We start from the raw sequence: 18,497 nt of genomic DNA, 5'->3' as shown, positions 1-18,497 counted from the left end.
GTTTCGGCGGCTGATGCTGGGACTGCTGGTTCTGGTGGCGGTGGCCTGCGGGTCGCCGGCGCCGGGACCGTCGTTGGCTGTCGGCGCGACCGCTGACCCGGAGTACACCCTGCTGGCCAATCTGTATGCCGCGGCGCTGCGCTCGTACGGCACCGCCGCGCACGTGGGGATCGTCGCGGATCCGCTGAAGGCAATGGATTCCGGCGCCGTCAGCGTGGTGCCGGGATTCACCGGCCGGCTACTGCAGAAGTTCGCCCCCGGCGCAACGGCCCGCTCGGACTCGCAGGTGTACAAGGCGCTGCTCGGCGTCCTGCCCGAAGGTGTGGCCGCCGGTGACTACACCACCGCCGCCGATGACAAGCCCGCGCTGGCCGTGACCGATGCGACCGCCGCCGCGTGGGGCAGCCGTGACCTGACCGCGTTGGTGAGCCACTGTGCCGGGCTGCGGGTCGGGGCCGTCGCGCACGTGCGGGGGTTGCCGACTGTGGTGGGTGGCTGCACGCTGCCCGCGCCGCGCGAATTCCCGGATGCGGCAACGATGTTCGCTGCGCTGCGGGCAGGCGACGTCACGGCCGCCTGGACGGGGACCGCCGACACCGGCGTGCCCAGTGATGTCGTCGTCCTGGCCGATCGCAAGCCGGAGCTGGTGATGGCCGAAAACATCGTGCCGCTCTATCGGCGCAACGAACTCGACACCCAACAGGTGCGCGCGATCAACGAACTCGCCGGTGTCCTCGACACCGGCTCGCTCGTCGACATGCGGCATCACGTCGCCGAGGGGCGTGACCCGCGCTCGGTCGCCGAAGAGTGGCTGTCGGGACACCCCTTGGGGCGCTAGCGAATTCAGCGCATCGGCGGGGAAAGCTTGGGCAGCACGGTGGAGAACAACTGCTGGTAGCCCGACCCGGTGATACGCACGATCACATCGAGGATCTTGGCGTCCGCGCCGACGAGCACCCGAGCCTTGTTCTTGCGGACCGCATCGAGGATGATCTCGGCCGCGCGCTCCGGCGTCGTCCTGGCGAGCTTCTTGTCGAACGCCTTGGCCATCTCGGCCTGGTCGAGTCCTTCGGCCACGGTGGAGTTGCGCGCGATCGCAGTCTTGATGCCGCCCGGGTGCACGGTGGTGACCTTGACCGGGTGCTTGGCCAGGATCATCTCCTGACGCAGGGCCTCGGTGAACCCGCGCACCGCGAACTTGGCCGCGTTGTAGGCGGCCTGGCCCGGCACCGAGAAGATGCCGAACAGGCTCGAGACGTTGATGACGTGGCCGTCGCCGGACTCGATCAGGTATGGCAGGAAGACCTTGGTGCCATTGACGACGCCCCAGAAGTCGACGTCCATCACTCGCTCGATGTCCTTGTACTGGCTGATCTCGACGTCACCGGAGTACGCGATGCCGGCGTTGTTGTAGATCTGGTTGACCTTGCCGAAGTGCGCCTTGACGCCGTCGGCGTAGGCCTGGAACGCCTCGCGCTCGGTGACGTTGAGCCGGTCCGCCTTGACGTCGACGCCGATCGCCTTCAGGCGCTCCTCGGTGACCGCCAGGCCCTCGGTGTCGATATCGCTGATGGCGAGCTTGGCGCCCGATCGGCCCAGTTCCATCGCGAGTGCCTGGCCGATGCCCGACCCGGCCCCGGTGACGACGGCTACCTTCCCGGCAAACCCCTGCATGAGCGACTCCTCGCGTTGTTTGACGTGTGTCGAATGGGCTCAGGCTATCGGGTGGGCACCCCGCGGGTAACAGCGGGATAGCCGACCGCGATGCTTAGAGCATGACATTTCGCCGTATGGCCAGCGCCGGGGCGGTTGCCGGATTGATCGCCGTCGCTGTCGCGCTGGCCGCGCCCGCGCAAGCCGACACCACCACCGACGACTTCCTGGCCGCGTTGGGCAATGCCGGCATCACCGGCATGGACCCTGCTCAGGCCGTCGAGATGGGGCAGTCGATCTGCCCGCTGCTGGCTGACCGCACCCAGAACACCGCCGACATCGCCTCGACCGTCGCCGACCGGATGGGCCGACCGCTGGGCCCGGCGACCATGTTCACCGGCATCGCCGTGTCCTTCTTCTGCCCGCGCGCCATGCAGGACCTCGCCAACGGCAACTCGCCGATCCCGCTGGACCTGCTCAACAACTTCGGCTTCTAGATTCGAGGCTCCGCCAAGCTTCGACTGTGGGCCTCCTGCAGACGAAATGGCGATTTCGCGTGCATGAGGCCCACACTCGGCAGAACTAGCCGAACGCCTCGTCGATGATCTCCTGCTGCTCGACGACGTGCACCTTCGACGAGCCGGACGACGGCGCCGACATCGCGCGCCGCGAGATCCGCTTGATCCCGGTCAGCTTCTCCGGCAACAACTCCGGCAGCGTCAAGCCGAACGTCGGCCACGCACCCTGGTTGGCCGGCTCCTCTTGAACCCAGAAGAACTCCTTGGCATTCGGGTAGGAATCCAAGGTGTTGCTCAGTCGCCGCTTGGGCAGCGGCGCCAGCTGCTCGACGCGGACGATCGCGACGTCCTCGCGCTTGTCCTTGTCCTTGCGCGCCGCCAGCTCGTAGTAGATCTTGCCGCTGGTCAACAGGATTCGGGTGACCTTGTTGCGGTCGCCGTCGCCGTCGGTGTAGGTCGGCTCCTCCATGATCGACCGGAACTTCTGCTCGGTGAAGTCCCGGATGTCGCTGACGGCAGCCTTGTTGCGCAGCATCGACTTCGGCGTGAACACGATCAGCGGACGGTGCACTCCGTCGAGGCCGTGCCGGCGCAACAGATGGAAGTAGTTCGCCGGGGTCGACGGCAGCGCGATCGTCATCGAACCCTCGGCCCACAGCTGGAGGAACCGCTCGATGCGACCCGAGGTGTGGTCGGGGCCTTGGCCCTCATGGCCGTGGGGGAGCAGCAGCACCACATCGGAGAGCTGACCCCACTTGGCCTCGCCGGAACTGATGAACTCGTCGATGATCGACTGCGCACCGTTGACGAAATCGCCGAACTGCGCCTCCCACATGACGAGTGCGTCCTGATTGCCCACGGAATAGCCGTATTCGAAGCCGACCGCCGCGTACTCCGACAGCGCCGAGTCGTACACCATCAGCTTGCCGCCGGTCGGTGTGCCGTCCGGGTTGACGGTCAGCAGGTCCAGCGGGGTGAACTCCGCGCCGGTCTTGCGGTCGATGATCACCGAGTGCCGCTGGGTGAACGTGCCGCGCCGAGTGTCCTGACCCGACAAGCGGATCAGCTTGCCTTCGGCCAAAAATGTTCCGAGCGCGAGCAATTCGGCGAACGCCCAGTCGACCTTGCCCTCGTACGCCATCTCGCGGCGCTTCTCCAGCACCGGCTTGACGCGGGGGTGCACGTTGAAGTTCTCCGGGAACGCCAGATGCGCGTCACCGATACGGGCCAGCAGCGACTTGTCCACCGCGGTGGTCATGCCGCGCGGGATCATCTGGTCTTCTTCGACCGATTCGCTCGGTTCGACCTCGTGTTTCTCGAGATCGCGGACCTCGTTGAACACTCGCTCCAGCTGACCCTGGTAGTCGCGCAGCGCGTCCTCGGCCTCTTTCATCGAGATGTCGCCGCGGCCGATCAGGGCTTCGGTGTAGGTCTTGCGGACACCGCGCTTGGTGTCGATGACGTCGTACATGTACGGCTGGGTCATCGACGGGTCGTCACCCTCGTTGTGCCCGCGGCGGCGGTAGCACAGCATGTCGATGATGACGTCCTTCTTGAACTTCTGCCTGAAGTCCACCGCCAGCCGCGCCACCCAGACGCAGGCCTCCGGATCGTCACCGTTGACGTGGAAGATGGGCGCTCCCACCATCTTTGCGACGTCGGTGCAGTACTCCGAGCTGCGTGAGTCCTGCGGCGAGGTAGTGAAGCCGATCTGGTTGTTGACGATGATGTGGATCGTGCCGCCAGTGCGGTAGCCGCGCAGCAGCGCAAGGTTGAGGGTCTCGGCCACCACGCCCTGACCGGCGAAGGCCGCATCGCCGTGCAGCATCAGCGGCATGACGGTGAAGCCGTCGTCGCCGTCGCCCTTGTCGAGCAGGTCCTGCTTGGCCCGAACGATGCCTTCCATCACCGGGTCCACGGCTTCCAGGTGCGACGGGTTGGCGGTCAGCGAGACCTCGATGTCGTTGTCGCCGAACATCTGGATGTAGTTGCCGCTGGCGCCGAGGTGGTACTTGACGTCACCGGAACCGTGCGCCTGCGACGGGTTCAGGTTGCCCTCGAACTCGCTGAAGATCTGCGAGTAGGGCTTGCCGACGATGTTGGCCAGCACGTTGAGCCGGCCGCGGTGCGGCATGCCGATCACGACCTCGTCGAGGGCGTGCTCGGCGGCCTGGTCGATCGCGGCGTCCATCATCGGGATGACGGTTTCCGCACCCTCCAGCGAGAAGCGCTTCTGCCCAACGTATTTCGTCTGCAGGAAGGTCTCGAAGGCCTCAGCGGCGTTCAGCTTCGACAGGATGTACTTCTGCTGGGCGACCGTCGGACCTTCGTGCTTGACCTCGATGCGCTCCTGCAGCCACTTCTGCTGCTCGGGCTCCAAGATGTGGGTGTACTCCACACCGATGTGGCGGCAGTAGGCGTCGCGCAGCAGCCCGAGCACGTCGCGCAGCTTCTTGAACTCCTTGCCCGCGAACCCGTCGACCTTGAACACCCGGTCGAGATCCCACAGCGTCAAGCCGTGGGTGTTGACGTCGAGGTCGGGGTGGCTGCGGAAGCGGGTCTTGTCCAAGCGCAGCGGGTCGATGTCGGCCATCAGATGCCCGCGGTTGCGGTAGGCCGCAATGAGTTCGATGACGCGAGCGTTCTTGTCGACGATCGAATCGGGGTTGTCGGTGCGCCAGCGGACCGGCTCGTAAGGGATGCCCAGCTCGAAGAAGATCTCGTCGAAGAAATCGTCCGACAGCAGCAGTTCGTGGATGGTCCGCAGGAAGTCGCCGGACTCCGCACCCTGAATGATGCGGTGGTCGTAGGTCGACGTCAGCGTGATGAGCTTGCCGATGCCCAGTTCGGCGATGCGCTCCTCGCTCGCGCCCTGGAACTCCGCCGGGTACTCCATCGCGCCGGCGCCGACGATCGCACCCTGGCCGGACATCAACCGGGGCACCGAGTGCACGGTGCCGATGGTGCCGGGGTTGGTCAGCGAGATCGTCACACCGGCGAAATCCTCGGCGGTGAGCTTGCCGTCGCGGGCGCGCCGCACGATGTCCTCGTAGGCGGCGATGAACTGGCCGAACCGCATGGTCTCGCAGTTCTTGATCGCGGCGACCACCAGCGAGCGCTTACCGTCCTTGCCTTGCAGGTCGATCGCGAGGCCCAGATTGGTGTGCGCGGGCGTGACGGCGTTGGGCTTGCCGTCGATCTCGGCGTAGTGCCGGTTCATGTTCGGGAACTTCTTGACCGCCTGCACGATCGCGTAGCCGAGCAGGTGGGTGAAGGACACCTTGCCGCCGCGAGTGCGCTTGAGGTGGTTGTTGACGACGATGCGGTTGTCGATCATCAGCTTCGCCGGGATGGCCCGCACACTGGTCGCGGTCGGGATCTCCAGCGAGGTGTTCATGTTGCGGACGACGGCTGCTGCCGCGCCGCGCAACACCTGCGTCTCGTCGCCGCCATCGGACGACGACGACGACGCTGCTGCGGCCTTGGGTGCCGGCTCCTTGGCCGGAGGCTTGGCGGTGTCTTTGACCGGAGCGGCCGAGCTCGACGCGCCATTGCCCGCGGGAGCGGACTTGGCGGGAGCGGACTTGGCCGGCGGGGGGGCCGGTGCGGGTTCCGGTGGTGACACCGGAGCGGCGGTCTTCGCGGCCGGTTGGCCGTTACCACCGGCGGTCGAGTCGCTCGTCGGCTCCGGGTTGTAGTCGACAAGGAACTCATGCCAACTCGAGTCGACCGAGGAGGGGTCCTCGCGGAACTTGCGGTACATCTCCTCGACCAGCCATTCGTTCTGTCCGAATGGTGAACTAGTACTGCTCACGGCAGTTGCTCGCCTCAATTCCTTCGTCCGGGCAAGCCGCACTTGGACGGTTTGCCCCAATTTTGGTGCCCCCACGGCCGCCGTCTAAAAGGCTATCGCTTCTTATCTGTTCCCGAAGCACGTCAGCTCCATGCCCCGGGGTGGTGCGACAACTGGTCGACGGAGGTCGGTGAACGGTTATCCGCCGGGCTCGATCGCAGGCAGCAGGTGCAAGCTCACCGGCCACCGGCTGGGCGCGGGCCCAAACGCCGCGCGGGCATTGTTCACTATCTTTTTGCCCATCATTCGGTTACCGCCGCCACCGACCGCGGCACCGATGCCGACGGGCAGCATTTTGCCGAACGCCATCGCAGAACGCTTGAGCGTGAAGCGCTTCACGAAGTACCGCATCAGGCGGCTGTTCAGCTGTGACAACGCGGGCAGCGGAATCATCTCGGCGCCCTCGGTCAGCCACGCGCCGCTGGTGCGGCTCGGGCCGATCAGGTCGGTGATCGCCCCCTTGCTCTCCTCGCCGACGAGCACTGCCAACACCAGCGCCCGCCGACGCTCCCGCTGCTCGAGCGGGATGCCGTGGACGTCGGCGACAGCGAGCACGAACACCGCGGTGGCCTCCAAGAACACCAGCGTCTCGCCGGCCACTGCCGACAGGGCTGCCAGGGTGCCGATCCCGGGGAACGCGGCGGCCGATCCGACGGCAGCGCCGCTGGCCATCACCGCGGCCAGGTAGCGAGTCTCGAGCTTGGTGACGATCTCCGCCGGGCTCGCCTCGGGGTTCGCCCGCCGCAGCCGGGCGACATAGGCCTTGACGGCCGGCGCCTGGGCTCGGGTGCTGCGCTCGATGATCTGGGAGAGCACCCGCGCGGACATGGTCGCGTCATCCTCGACCTGCGCAGGCAATCGTTCCGGGGAACTGCCTCGTCGGCGGACCTTCATGCGCGTGCCTTCCTAACTTGGCGTGCTCTCAGGCTAACGAACGACCCCCGCAAAAACGTGCCCCGCGGTGATCTGAGTCACCACGGGGTTGGATAGCCGCAGGCGGAACAAATAATCGCTTGAGCGTGCTGTGGGTGTGCATGGCAACATCGCGAACTGTGACTGCCACCCGCCACGAGACGCCCGTGTCAGCGGAGGTGGCAACGCCGAGCCGGCTGCGGATGATCGTCGTGCTGGGCGCGCTGGTGGCGCTGGGTCCGCTGACCATCGACATGTATCTGCCTGCGCTGCCGCGCATCGCCGACGAGCTCGGGGTGTCCTCGTCGGTGGCGCAGCTGACGCTGACCGGCACGCTGGCCGGCCTGGCGCTCGGTCAGCTGATCGTCGGCCCGCTGTCGGATTCGCTGGGCCGTCGCCGTCCCTTGATGGGCGGCATCGCGCTGCACATGCTGGCGTCGCTCGTCTGCCTGTTCGCCCCCAACATCGAGGTGCTCAGTCTGGCGCGCGGGTTGCAGGGGATGGGTGCGGCCGCCGCGGCGGTGGTGGCCGTCGCCGTCGTCGGTGACCTGTTCGACGACAGCGCCGCAGCCACCGTGATGTCGCGACTGATGCTGATCCTCGGCGTGGCGCCGATCGTTGCGCCCTCGCTCGGCGCGGCCGTGCTGCTCAGGGCGTCCTGGCACTGGGTGTTCGCGGTGCTGATCGTGTTGGCCGGCGCGCTGCTTCTGGTCGCCGCGCTCGCGCTGCCGGAAACCCTGCCGGTCGGCAATCGCCGCCCCCTTCAGGTGCGCTCGATCGCCGCGACCTACCTGAGCCTGCTGCGCGACTTGCGGTTCGTCGCCCTGGTCGTCGTTGGCGCACTCGGGATGGCCGGGCTGTTCGCCTACATCGCCGGCGCCGCGTTCGTGCTGCAGGGCCGCCACGGTCTGGATCAGCAGACCTTCGCGTTGGTGTTCGGCGCCGGCGCCATCGCGTTCGTCGCCGCCACTCAGGTGAATGTTCTGCTGCTGCGCCGGTTTTCGCCGCAACGCATCCTGCTGTGGGCGCTGGCCGCCGCGACCGTGGTGGGTGCGAGCTTCATCGTGCTGTCGGTGACGCACACCGGCGGCATCTACGGCTTCCTGGTGCCGGTGTGGGCCGTGCTGGCGATGATGGGCTTCGTCATCCCGAACGCTCCCGCCGTCGCGCTGTCACGTCACCACGAAGCGGCCGGGACCGCCGCCGCGCTGCTGGGTGCCGCGCAGTTCGGTGTGGGTGCCGCAATCGCACCCGTCGTCGGTCTGATGGGCAACGACGAGATCGCGCTGTCGGTGGTGATGACCGCCGGTGTGGGGGTCGCGGTGCTGGCGCTGATCGCCGTCGGCGGCGCCGACGACGACGGCCATTAGGCCGAGCTGTTCTCCGCGTAGCGCAGCACCGCGCCGACGCCGTCGGCCGGGCTCATCCGCTCGTCGGTCCGCACCAGCGCGGCGTCGATGGCCACCGCCTTGATCGGCAAGGCCTCGTCGGCGCGCAGTGTGCGTTCCGGTGCCGCCCCGAGATCGGACAGGGTGTCGGCGTCAGCGGCGATCAACATCAGGTCCGCGTCGGCGACGACGGTGGCGTCCTCGATATCGCCGATGATGAGGGTGTCGACCGCGCCGTCCCGCAGCGCGGCGGTCACGTCGGCCAGGCCCTCGACGGCCAGGCCGGTCCCGCGCCCGGCGGCGAACCGCTGCGCGGCGTCGTCGATCGCGGTGAGCCGCTGCTTGAGGAGTTCCTGACTGATCTCGTGCTGCACCTCCGCCTCGTCGGTGCCTGCGGCGCGTCCGCCGCCTTCGAGCTGCACAGCATTGTCGGCCACCCGCTCGGGCAGCTCGGACGTCAGCTCGCTGCGCGCGCCGACCTCGCCCTCGATGAACACCAGCCCGGCGCCGGACTCGTCGACCAGGTGGGTGACCCGGTCGGCCACCTCCCGGATGTTCTTGCGGACCGCCTCTTCGACGGCCTGCTCCTTGCCGTATTCATGTCCCTCGGACGACTTCGCCTTGTGCACCGGGTAGCCGTCGCCGTCGACGGTCTCGCTGTTCACCCGGCTGGCGTAATGGACGCTGATGTCGGCGCCCGTCGAATCGACGGCGACTCGCAGGTACGCGGTGTGCAGCAGACCGTGCTCGACGATCGGCACCACGTAGGGCAGGTCGGAGACGCGCACGATCGTGGTGGTCGGCGGCCGGATGAGGTGCTCGTCGAGCACGACGGTGTCGCCGGCGACGATCACCGCCCGGCCGCTGCGGCCGACGGGCGGGTGGGCGCCGCGCACCGCAGTGTCGATGGCCTGGATCACTGAACCGTCGACGGACTGCTCCTCGAGCTGTTTGCGAATGTCGCGCAACCGCGCGTCGAGCTGTGCGGCCGCGTCCTCGGTGTCATGAGAGTCGTCGAAATAGATCGAGACGAACGGACCCTTCGCGTCCACCAAAGGCCGAAAGCGATCCGAATGCATGGCTCCTCCTGCGCTGGAAAACGGGATGTGGGCCGCGATTCCGGTCAGGCCCACCGCCGGGTACCCGCTCGACGCAACGATAGTCTCGATCTGGCACGCGTGAGGGGAGTCGGAAGCACAGCAGGTGCTGACGGCGTTACGCACGTGGTGTTGCTGCCGATCGATGAGGCGCGGGGGCCGAGAACGGTTCGTCAGCGCATGCCGACGCCGACGCAACAGCCGAAATGAGGTAGTGGATATGACCAGGAACATGGCCGGCCCGGCGCCGGACGTGGACTTGGACCCCGACCCGACCGCCATGCCCGACGTGCCCGCCAATCCGTGGCACGCGCTGTGGGCCATGCTGGTCGGCTTCTTCATGATCCTGGTCGATTCGACGATCGTCGCCGTCGCCAACCCGAGCATCATGGACGGGCTGGAGATCACCGACTACGACACCGTGATCTGGGTGACCAGTGCCTACCTGCTGGCCTACGCCGTACCGCTGTTGCTGGCCGGTCGCCTCGGTGACCGCTTCGGGCCGAAGAACCTCTACATCGCCGGCCTGGCCGTCTTCACCGCCTCCTCGTTGTGGTGCGGGCTGGCCGGCTCGATCGAGATGTTGATCGCCGCCCGCGTCGTCCAGGGGCTCGGCGCCGCGCTGCTGACTCCGCAGACGCTCTCCACGATCACCCGCATTTTCCCGCCGGAGCGCCGCGGTGTGGCGATGAGCCTGTGGGGCGCGACGGCCGGGGTGGCCACCCTCGTCGGCCCGCTCGCCGGTGGCGTGCTCGTCGGCCGGCTGGGCTGGGAGTGGATCTTCTTCGTCAACGTGCCGGTCGGCGTAATCGGTCTGGCGTTGGCGGTGTGGCTGATCCCGACGCTGCCCGTGCGTAAACACCGGTTCGACTTCATCGGGGTGGCGCTGTCCGGGATCGGCATGTTCCTGGTGGTGTTCGGTCTGCAGGAAGGCCAGGCCCATCACTGGGCGGCGTGGATCTGGGCGGTGATCGTCGCCGGCATCGGCTTCTTCACCGCGTTCGTCTACTGGCAGTCGATCAACCGCGACGAACCGCTGATTCCGTTGGAGATGTTCGCCGACCGGGATTTCAGCCTGTCCAACTTCGGTGTGGCCGTCATCGGTTTCGTGGTCACCGCGATGATGCTGCCGGTGATGTTTTACGCCCAGGTCGTGTGTGGGTTGTCGCCGACGCGCTCGGCGCTGCTGATTGCGCCGATGGCGGTGTCCAGCGGGGTGCTCGCCCCGTTCGTGGGCCAGCTGACCGATCGGGTGCATCCCCGCCCGATCCTCGGGTTCGGCTTCTCGGTGCTGGCGATCGCGCTGACCTGGTTGTCGATCGACATGACGCCGACGACGCCGATCTGGCGACTGGTATTGGCACTGACCGCGATGGGCGTCGGCATGGCGTTCATCTGGGCGCCGCTGGCGGCCACCGCCACCCGTAACCTGCCGTCGCACCTGGCGGGTGCGGGTTCCGGCGTCTACAACGCAACCCGTCAGGTCGGCTCGGTGCTCGGCAGCGCCGGTATGGCTGCGTTCATGGCATCGCGCATCAGCGACGAGATGCCCGCCGCGCCTGCCGATGCGTCACCCAGTGATCTGGCGGTGCTGCAACTGCCGTCGTTCCTGCGTGAACCTTTCTCGGCCGCGCTGTCCCAGTCGATGCTGCTGCCGGCGTTCGCCGCGTTATTCGGGATCGTGGCGGCGCTGTTCGTCCTCGGCGGTCTGGGTCGTCCGTCGGTGCGGGATGACCGCGACGAGATCACCGACGAGATCCCGGTGTACGACGACGGCTATGACGACGACGAGTACGTCGAGTACGAGGTGGATCGGGAGCCGATCGCCCCGCCGCCGCCCGATGCGCGCGACGACGAGACCGACGTCATCAGGTGGCACCGCCCGCCACCGGAGCTCGAACCTCCTGTCGAGCCGATTGAACTCGCGCACAACGGTTTTCATCTTGACGGATACGCCTCACGGCATCGTCTCAGCGATGCCAGTGAGCCACGGCGCGCGCGGCACTACCGCGACGAGCCCGCCGAGGTGCAGTCCTACGGCCGGCACTCGCGGCCGGGTGACTGATCGGAGGAGTTCGTCCCGAATTGGGATCGGTAGCGGCGCAGACGGTCTTCACTGTTGTGATGACGACAAAGCCGGCGTTGACCGCCGCTGCGCTGGTACTCGCGACCCTTGCCTGGTCGCCCACTGTCCACGCCGACAACCCGCCGTCGTGCACATCGGCACAGCTCACGGTGACCACCGGGCCGGCACGCGCGGCGGTCGGCCATCGCGGTGTGCCGTTGGTGTTCAGCCTCGCGCCGGGCGCGGCGGCGTGCACCCTGACCGGTTACCCGGGTGTCGACTCGGGCGACGGCGGACCACTGCTGCACGCCGAGCGCACCGTGCGCGGTTATCTCGGCGGCCTGCCCAGCGTGGTCGACGTCCCGCCGACCGTCACCGTGTGGCCGGGACATCCGGCACAGGCCATCGTGGAAGGTCTGGCCGTCGACGCCGACGGGAATCAGTGCCCGACCTACACCGACCTGCTCGTCACCGCCCCGGACACGTACGACACCGTGACCGTGCCGGCCACGATCGACACCTGCCGGCTGCAGGTGCATCCGGTCACCGCGGTTTCCTGACCCTCCGGTTCGTTCTGCTGCACTGAGTACTATGCTCGCCGAAAAAGAGAATGCAATTTTCAGCGAGGAGAATGATGGCCGACAAGCATTCGCTCACCGACCGCACCCTGGTCGTGTCGGGCGGCAGCCGGGGAATCGGTCTGGCCATCGCGCTCGGCGCGGCCCGGCACGGCGCGAACGTCGTACTGCTGGCCAAGACCGCCGAACCGCACCCGAAGCTGCCTGGCACGGTCTACACCGCCGCCGCGGAGATCGAGGCGGCCGGCGGTAAGGCTGTCGCCGTCGTCGGTGACGTCCGCAGCGAAGAGGACGTCGCACGCGCCGTCGACACCGCGGTGAAGGAATTCGGCGGCGTCGACATCTGCGTCAACAACGCCAGTGCGATCGCCACCGATCCCACCGAGACGCTGTCGGCCAAGAAGTTCGACCTCATGCAGCAGATCAATATCCGCGGCACGTTCCTGCTCACCAAGGCGTGTCTGCCGCACCTGCGCCAGTCGCCCAATGGCCACGTCGTGACCATCGCGCCGCCGCTGAACATGAACCCGCACTGGCTGGGTGCACACCCGTCCTACACCCTGTCCAAGTACGGGATGACCTTGCTGTCGCTGGGCTGGGCGGCCGAATATGCCGACTCCGGAATCGGTTTCACCTGCCTGTGGCCGGAGACCTACATCGCGACCTCGGCGGTGGCCAACTCGGCCGACTTCGAGGATGCGCTCGCGTCCTCCCGCAGCCCCGAGATCATGGCCGATGCGGCCGTCGAAATCATCACGTCGGCGGGTTCGAAGGTCAACGGCGGCTGCCTGATCGACTCTGACGTGCTGCGCGCCGCCGGTGTCGAGGACCTGTCCCGCTACGGCGGCGGTGACAACCCGATCATCGACATCTTCGTCGACCGTTAGCCCGTGCCGCTCAGCGTCACTCCCGTGTGACGTTAGGCGGTCAGCCGACCGGCAGCAGGTCCGGGTAGTCGGTGCGTACCGACTGGCCATAACTGCGGAACACCTCGAAGGGCGCGACTTTCGCGTCGAGTCCGGCGGCGAATGCCGCCTGAGCCTTGAATACCCGTGCCGCAGCGCTGAGTTCGTGTCGCACCTCCGCACCGTGCCGACCGCCGCTGGGCGGCCACAGCTCGCCCCACGCGAGGACCTCGGTGCGCGCCGACCGCACCGAGGCGGCCAGCACATCACGGAGTCGGTCGTCGGTCCGGCATATCGCGCCTGCCACCGCCAGGGCGGTCGGCGTATGCCCGCCGCCGAACATCGCGCTCAACGCGACGGGCTGGACGCCCAGGATGTGCAGGGCGGCGAGGTCGCCGGTGTCGGCGACTGCGACGCGCACGTCCCAGCCCGCCATGACCCGGTCGAACAACCAGCCGCCTGCCGAATCCACGACGTCGGCGACGTGGGCTCCGACGACGTCGAGTTGGTAGCGGGCCAGCCTGGGTGTCCGCTGGCGCGACCGGGACACGTCGCGCTGGCGGTCTCGTTCGTCGAGTTCATGCACGCCACCCAGCGTGACAGTTTAACGACAATCTGTAAAGGTCATGGTTCGACGAAAAAGCGCCGGAGCGCCTCGGCCTGCATCGCCGACACCGCCTGGCTGATCTCCCAGTCGGGGCATAGCGAGTCGAAGCCGTGGCAGGTGCCGCCGAAGATGTGCAGGTCGGTGCGGACCCCGCAGCGCATCAGCCTTCGGGCGTAATCCAGCGCCTCGTCCCGCAGCGGATCCAATTCCGAACAGGTGATGAACGTGCTTGCCGCGCCGATCATTTGGTGACTGCGGGCGGGTATCGCGGCCGCGCTCGGCGCCGTCGGGCCGAGGTAGTGTCGCCACATCTCCTCGGCGGCGACACCGTCAAAACCGGGTGTCGAGGTGAACTCCGCCTTCGACGCGGTGGGACGGTCGTCGAGCACCGGCTGATGCAGTAGTAGGCCGACGACGGGCGGGGCCTCCTCGGCTGCCGCGCGCTGCGCCAGCCCGGCGGCCAGCGCCGCCCCGGCGCTGTTGCCTGCGAGGGCCAACCGGTCACGGTCGACTCCCAGATCGTCGGACGACTCCCACGTCCACCGCAAGACGGCGGCGGCGTCGTCGAGTGCGGCGGGATAGGGGTGTTCCGGGGCCAGCCGGTAGTCCACCGATATCACCGTGCAGGCGGCCCGGCGGGCGAGTTCGATGCATTGGCGGTGGTCGGTGTCGAGATTGCCCAGCACGAACGCGCCGGCGTGGCAGTAGATCACCGCGGGCGATGGGCCGGGCCCGCCACGGTAGATGCGCACCGGAACGCCTGCCGCGTGCTCGTCGGTGATGTCGACGCCGGTGACGTCGATCTGCGCGACGGCCTCGGCTCGTCGGGTGTTCAGCGAGTCCCGAGCGGCGCCAAGACTGTTCAGCGACAGGTCGACGCGCGCGGCGGCGAACCCGTGTAATGCGGGGTCGAGCCGTCGGAGAATCTCGGGGTCGGGTTCCATCGCTAGCCGCCCGGCGGTGCGAACGTGTAGTCACGCGGCCGGAACCGGCGGGTCATCGCCCAGAACGCACCGGCGCTGCGCGGCCACTGAGTCACCACGCGGCCGTTGGGTGCCCGAAAGTAGTTGCTACAGCGGGTCATCCACACAGTGCCTGCCATCCACCGGTCGACGTCGGCCAGGAAGGCGGCCATCGTGTCGGAACGCACCGCGACGTAGCGGCGCCGGGTGCGCCGCAGATATTTCAGCGCCCGCACGATGTAGTGCGCCTGGGCTTCGAGGACGAAAATCACGCTGTTGGAGCCGACGTTGGTGTTGGGCCCGTAGAGCATGAAGAAGTTCGGGAAGCCGGGAACGGTCATGCCCAGGTAGGCGAAGGCCCCGTCGCGCCACGTCTCGCGCAGCGACCGGCCGTCCTCGCCGGTGACCTCGATCTGGCCCAGGTAGTCGGTGGCGGCATAGCCGGTGGCGCACAGCACCACATCGACGTCGAGTTCGGAGCCGTCCGCGGTGATCAGCGAGCGCGCTCGCAATGCGCGGGCCGGGCTGGACACCACCTCGACATGCGGCTGGGTCAACGTGGACAGATAATCGGCCGCGAAAACCAGACGCTTGCAGCCCAGCGGGTGATCCGGGGTGAGTTTGGCGCGTAGCTCCGGATCGGCGACCGACGACTCCAGATAGCGCAGCGAAAGATTCTTGAACTCTTGGGTTTTGTCGCTGCCGTTCTCGATCACCGAGATGTTGCGTTCACTGCGGAGCCACAGCCGGGTGCGGTAGACCTTCTTGGCGAAGGGGATCCGCTTGAACACCCAACGTTCACGGTCGGTGTACGGCCGGTCCGGCTTGGGCAGGATCCAAGTCGGGGAGCGCTGCACCGAGTAGACCTTGTCCGCGACCTTGGCGACTTCGGGCAGCAGCTGCGAGGCGGTGGACCCGGTGCCCAGCACGGCCACCCGGGCTCCGGAGAGGTCCACCGAGTGGTCCCACCGCGCGGTGTGCATCAGCGTGCCGGTGAACGGCTCCTGTTCCGGTAGCTCGGGCAGTAGCGGGCGGGTGAACATCCCTACCGCCGAGACCACGATGTCGAACGTGTGCTGTCCTCCCGACGCGTCGGTCAGGGTCCAGGTTGCGGTGTCGGAATTCCATTGTGCCGAGGTAATTTCGGTGTTCAGTCGCAGGTGAGGCCGCAGGCCGTGGCGGTCGGTGGACCGTTCGAAGTACTCCAGCAGCTCGGGCTGCCCCGGCCACATCCGGCTCCACTCGGCGTTCAGGTCGAACGAGTACGAGTACAGATGCGATTTCACATCACAGGCCAGCCCGGGATAGGTGTTGATCCGCCACGTGCCGCCGACGCCGTCCTCCCGGTCGAAGATCGTGAAGTCCCGAAATCCGGCTTTTGCCAGAAAGATTCCGAGTGCCAGGCCGCCCGGGCCGGCGCCGATGATGCCGACGGACAGCGGGGTCATCCGATCCGCAGGCATTGCCCACCATCGACGACAAGCTCCGCTCCGGTGATGAACGACGCGTGCTCGGATACCAGGAACGCCACCGCGTCCGCGACTTCCATCGGTTGACCGAGCCGGCCGCTGTAGCTGCGTTCGATGAGGCGTTGCCGTGCGGTGTCGTCGAGCATCGGTGTGTCGATCGGCCCGGGAAACACCGCGTTGACCCGGATGCCGTCACCGGCCAGCTCGGCCGCGGCGATCTGGGTGAGGCCGCGCAGCGCCCACTTCGACGATCCGTACGCCGCGTGGAACGGGAACGGCCGGATGGCGCCGGTGCTGCAGGTGTTGACGATCGCCGCGCCATCCGCCTCACGGAGATGGGGCAGCGACGCCCGGATGCCCAGAAACGGGCCCAAAGTGTTGAACCGCCAACTGCTTTCGAAACCCTCCGCGGTCTCGTCGGACAGTGACGCCCGGTGCAGCACCCCGGCATTGTTGATCAGCGTGCTCAACCCGCCGAACCGCTCGGCCACCTCAGCCACCGCGCTCGCCCACAGCTCCTCGGAGGTGACGTCCAGCTCGACGGCGATCACACCGTCGTCGTCGAGTGCGTCGATCTGGGAGCGCAGGTCCTCGATGCGCAAGTCGGCGGCTGCGACCTGAAATCCGTCGGCCCGCAGCCGCCGCACCAGCGCCGCGCCCTGACCCCGGGCCGCACCGGTGATGAGAGCGACCCTGCTCATGCGCGACCCTCAGCTTCGGCGAGATGTGCGATCGCCCCGCGCCGCAGGGCTTGCGACTCCGGGGCCAGGGTGATCAGCTGAAAGCCCAACTCGGCCAGTTCCTTTCCTGTCACACCGTCACCGGCGTGGATACCTGCCACCACACCTGCGGCCGCAGCGGCCTGCTGGACGCGCACGATCGCATCCCGCACCTTCGGCTGGGCGGTGGCTTTGACCACCCCTTCGCCCAGGGAGATCGCCAGGTCAGCCGGCCCCACGTAGACACCGGCCAGACCCGGCACAGCGCAGATGTCGGCGACCGCGTCCAGCCCGGCCGCCGTCTCGATCATCGCGAACACACTCACCCGATCGGCCAGCGCGGCCGGGTCGATGCCCAGGCTGGCTCGCAACGGACCGAAACTCCGAATTCCGTTGGGCGCGTAGCGGGTTGCGGCCACCGCTTCGGCGGCCTGCTCGGGACGGTCGACCATCGCCACGATGATCGCGTCGGCGCCTGCGTCGAGCACCCGCCCGATCGGTGCGGCGTCCGCCGACGGGAGCCGGACCGCGGTGGCGATCGGGAGGTGTTCCATGCGCCGCAGGATGAGGGCCACATCGGCATCGTCGAGATAGCCGTGCTGAATGTCGAAGCCAACGTAGTCGTAACCGGCTCTTGCGAATTCGTCGGGCCCGAGGAACGTCGGACCGGTGATCCAGCCGCCCCAGACGTGCGGCTTGTCGGCCAGCGCCTGCTGCAATCTGCTCACGGTCATGAGGCCACGATCGAGATCTTGACCCGTCCCGGGGTCGGACGGCAGGCGAACTCGAACGCGTCCTGCACCTCGATGATGCCGAAGGTGTGGGTGACGTACATGCTCAGCAGATCCGGATGTTCGCGGGCGAACGCGTCGGCGGCGTCGAGCACTCGCCGACGGTCCAGTGTCACACCGGATTTCAGCGTGAGGTTGTTGCGCAGCATGGTCCGCATGCTGATCGGGTAGCTGTCGTCGTCGGGCACACCGAAGTAGAACACGGTGCCACCGAATCCGGCGGCTTCGACCGCGTTGTTGAGAGTGGCCACCTGATGGCCGACGGCTTCGATGACCACGTCGGGCTTGTCGTGTGGTGCCAGATGCGCCACCCATCGGTCGCTGGTGGACCGCACCACGGTGTCCACGCCGAACTTCGCGCCGATGTCGTCGCGGTAGATCGGGTCGACGCCGGTGACGTGTGCAGCGCCGGCAGCCTTGGCCGCATACGAGAACAGCAGCCCGATCGAGCCCTGCCCGATCACCGCGACCCGCTTGCCGGTCAACGGTGGAAGTTGTTCGAGCGCATAAAGAATGCACGCCAGCGGCTGCAATCCCACCGCGTGTTCGGGGCTGAGCGCGGGATCGTAGGGGGCCAGCCCGTCGCCGTCGGAGACGACGTACTCCATCAGGCCGTCGAAACCGGACGCCCAGCCGACGACTCGGTCGCCGGGCCGGTGATCGGGGTGGGCGCTGGCCACTACTTCGCCGACGATCTCGTGGATCGGGAAGCCCGCCATCTCGGCGGCCAGCGTCCCGGTGTCCCCGGGCAGCCGGCCCTGCACTCCCTTGAAGCCGGGGATGTCGCTGCCGCAGATGCCGGCGGCGAGGAACTTCAGCAGCACCTGCCCATCGCGCAGGCGGTCCGGTGCCGGTTCGGGCACCGTGACGCGCTCGAACGTGTACGGCGCGACAAGCCGATAACACCACACAGGCTCAGGCCTCCGATAACGCGTGGGTCGTTGACAGTGCCACGTACGGAGCGTGACACTTGTGCGAGT

General features: G+C 67.5%; 16 protein-coding genes. 6 read left to right on the top strand and 10 right to left on the bottom strand.

Annotated features, from left to right (window positions below):
- The first annotated feature begins 13 nt into the window (after positions 1-13).
- A complete protein-coding gene (locus K0O64_RS22560; protein WP_071949575.1) occupies positions 14-838 on the top strand; it encodes a glycine betaine ABC transporter substrate-binding protein in 825 nt (274 codons plus the stop codon).
- A 5-nt stretch (positions 839-843) separates the two neighbouring features.
- On the opposite strand, the gene K0O64_RS22555 is transcribed toward K0O64_RS22560, so the two are convergent.
- Complete coding sequence (locus K0O64_RS22555) at positions 844-1,674, bottom strand: SDR family NAD(P)-dependent oxidoreductase (protein WP_071949576.1); 831 nt, start codon at positions 1,672-1,674, stop codon at positions 844-846.
- A gap of 101 nt (positions 1,675-1,775) precedes the next feature.
- On the opposite strand from K0O64_RS22555, the gene K0O64_RS22550 reads away from it, so the two are divergent.
- Positions 1,776-2,150 carry a DUF732 domain-containing protein gene (locus K0O64_RS22550; protein WP_071949577.1) on the top strand — a complete coding sequence of 125 codons (375 nt, stop codon included), beginning with the start codon at positions 1,776-1,778 and terminating at the stop codon, positions 2,148-2,150.
- Positions 2,151-2,235: 85 nt separating this feature from the next.
- Here the strand turns inward: K0O64_RS22550 and K0O64_RS22545 are convergent, their stop codons facing one another.
- Positions 2,236-5,985, bottom strand: coding sequence for a multifunctional oxoglutarate decarboxylase/oxoglutarate dehydrogenase thiamine pyrophosphate-binding subunit/dihydrolipoyllysine-residue succinyltransferase subunit (locus K0O64_RS22545; RefSeq protein ID WP_096312103.1), 3,750 nt, complete (start codon positions 5,983-5,985; stop codon positions 2,236-2,238).
- A gap of 177 nt (positions 5,986-6,162) precedes the next feature.
- Positions 6,163-6,918: a hypothetical protein gene (locus K0O64_RS22540; RefSeq protein WP_096312102.1), complete on the bottom strand. Its 756-nt coding sequence runs from the start codon at positions 6,916-6,918 to the stop codon at positions 6,163-6,165.
- A 140-nt stretch (positions 6,919-7,058) separates the two neighbouring features.
- Here K0O64_RS22540 and K0O64_RS22535 point away from each other — a divergent pair, with 140 nt between their 5' ends.
- Complete coding sequence (locus K0O64_RS22535) at positions 7,059-8,306, top strand: multidrug effflux MFS transporter (RefSeq protein ID WP_096312101.1); 1,248 nt, start codon at positions 7,059-7,061, stop codon at positions 8,304-8,306.
- Here the strand turns inward: K0O64_RS22535 and K0O64_RS22530 are convergent.
- A complete protein-coding gene (locus K0O64_RS22530) occupies positions 8,303-9,403 on the bottom strand; it encodes an Rv2629 family ribosome hibernation factor (RefSeq protein ID WP_096312975.1) in 1,101 nt (366 codons plus the stop codon). The genes K0O64_RS22535 and K0O64_RS22530 overlap by 4 nt on opposite strands.
- Before the next feature lie 298 nt (positions 9,404-9,701).
- Between K0O64_RS22530 and K0O64_RS22525 the strand changes: the two genes are divergently transcribed.
- From K0O64_RS22525 to K0O64_RS22515, 3 genes are all read left to right on the top strand, one after another.
- Entirely contained in the window at positions 9,702-11,486 is a 1,785-nt protein-coding gene (locus tag K0O64_RS22525) for an MFS transporter (RefSeq protein WP_225933775.1), read from the top strand.
- Positions 11,487-11,545: 59 nt separating this feature from the next.
- A complete protein-coding gene (locus tag K0O64_RS22520) occupies positions 11,546-12,046 on the top strand; it encodes a DUF4232 domain-containing protein (RefSeq protein WP_096312099.1) in 501 nt (166 codons plus the stop codon).
- Between the two features lie 74 nt (positions 12,047-12,120).
- The gene (locus tag K0O64_RS22515) at positions 12,121-12,951 is read left to right on the top strand and encodes an SDR family oxidoreductase (protein ID WP_174714141.1); all 831 of its coding nucleotides are present in this window, start codon (positions 12,121-12,123) and stop codon (positions 12,949-12,951) included.
- Between the two features lie 40 nt (positions 12,952-12,991).
- On the opposite strand, the gene K0O64_RS22510 is transcribed toward K0O64_RS22515, so the two are convergent.
- Genes K0O64_RS22510 through K0O64_RS22485 form a run of 6 tightly spaced genes read right to left on the bottom strand, consistent with a single transcriptional unit; the run spans position 12,992 to position 18,428 of the window.
- Positions 12,992-13,555, bottom strand: coding sequence for a hypothetical protein (locus tag K0O64_RS22510; RefSeq protein ID WP_083542873.1), 564 nt, complete (start codon positions 13,553-13,555; stop codon positions 12,992-12,994).
- Between the two features lie 38 nt (positions 13,556-13,593).
- The gene (locus K0O64_RS22505; RefSeq protein WP_096312098.1) at positions 13,594-14,520 is read right to left on the bottom strand and encodes an alpha/beta hydrolase fold domain-containing protein; all 927 of its coding nucleotides are present in this window, start codon (positions 14,518-14,520) and stop codon (positions 13,594-13,596) included.
- 2 nt (positions 14,521-14,522) lie between these two features.
- Positions 14,523-16,001, bottom strand: a complete 1,479-nt coding sequence (locus tag K0O64_RS22500) for a flavin-containing monooxygenase (protein ID WP_096312097.1) — start codon at positions 15,999-16,001, stop codon at positions 14,523-14,525.
- The gene (locus tag K0O64_RS22495; protein WP_096312096.1) at positions 15,983-16,708 is read right to left on the bottom strand and encodes an SDR family NAD(P)-dependent oxidoreductase; all 726 of its coding nucleotides are present in this window, start codon (positions 16,706-16,708) and stop codon (positions 15,983-15,985) included. Before K0O64_RS22495 ends, K0O64_RS22500 begins: the two co-directional genes overlap by 19 nt.
- Entirely contained in the window at positions 16,705-17,460 is a 756-nt protein-coding gene (locus K0O64_RS22490) for an HpcH/HpaI aldolase family protein (RefSeq protein ID WP_096312095.1), read from the bottom strand. Before K0O64_RS22490 ends, K0O64_RS22495 begins: the two co-directional genes overlap by 4 nt.
- Complete coding sequence (locus K0O64_RS22485) at positions 17,457-18,428, bottom strand: zinc-binding dehydrogenase (protein ID WP_096312094.1); 972 nt, start codon at positions 18,426-18,428, stop codon at positions 17,457-17,459. The genes K0O64_RS22490 and K0O64_RS22485 overlap by 4 nt, the downstream gene beginning before the upstream one ends.
- Between the last annotated feature and the right edge of the window lie 69 nt (positions 18,429-18,497).

Source organism: Mycolicibacterium pallens (genome assembly GCF_019456675.1).
Taxonomy (GTDB): domain Bacteria; phylum Actinomycetota; class Actinomycetes; order Mycobacteriales; family Mycobacteriaceae; genus Mycobacterium; species Mycobacterium crocinum.
The sequence above is the reverse complement of the archived record's forward strand: the minus strand, read 5'-3'. Positions and strand labels throughout refer to the sequence as shown.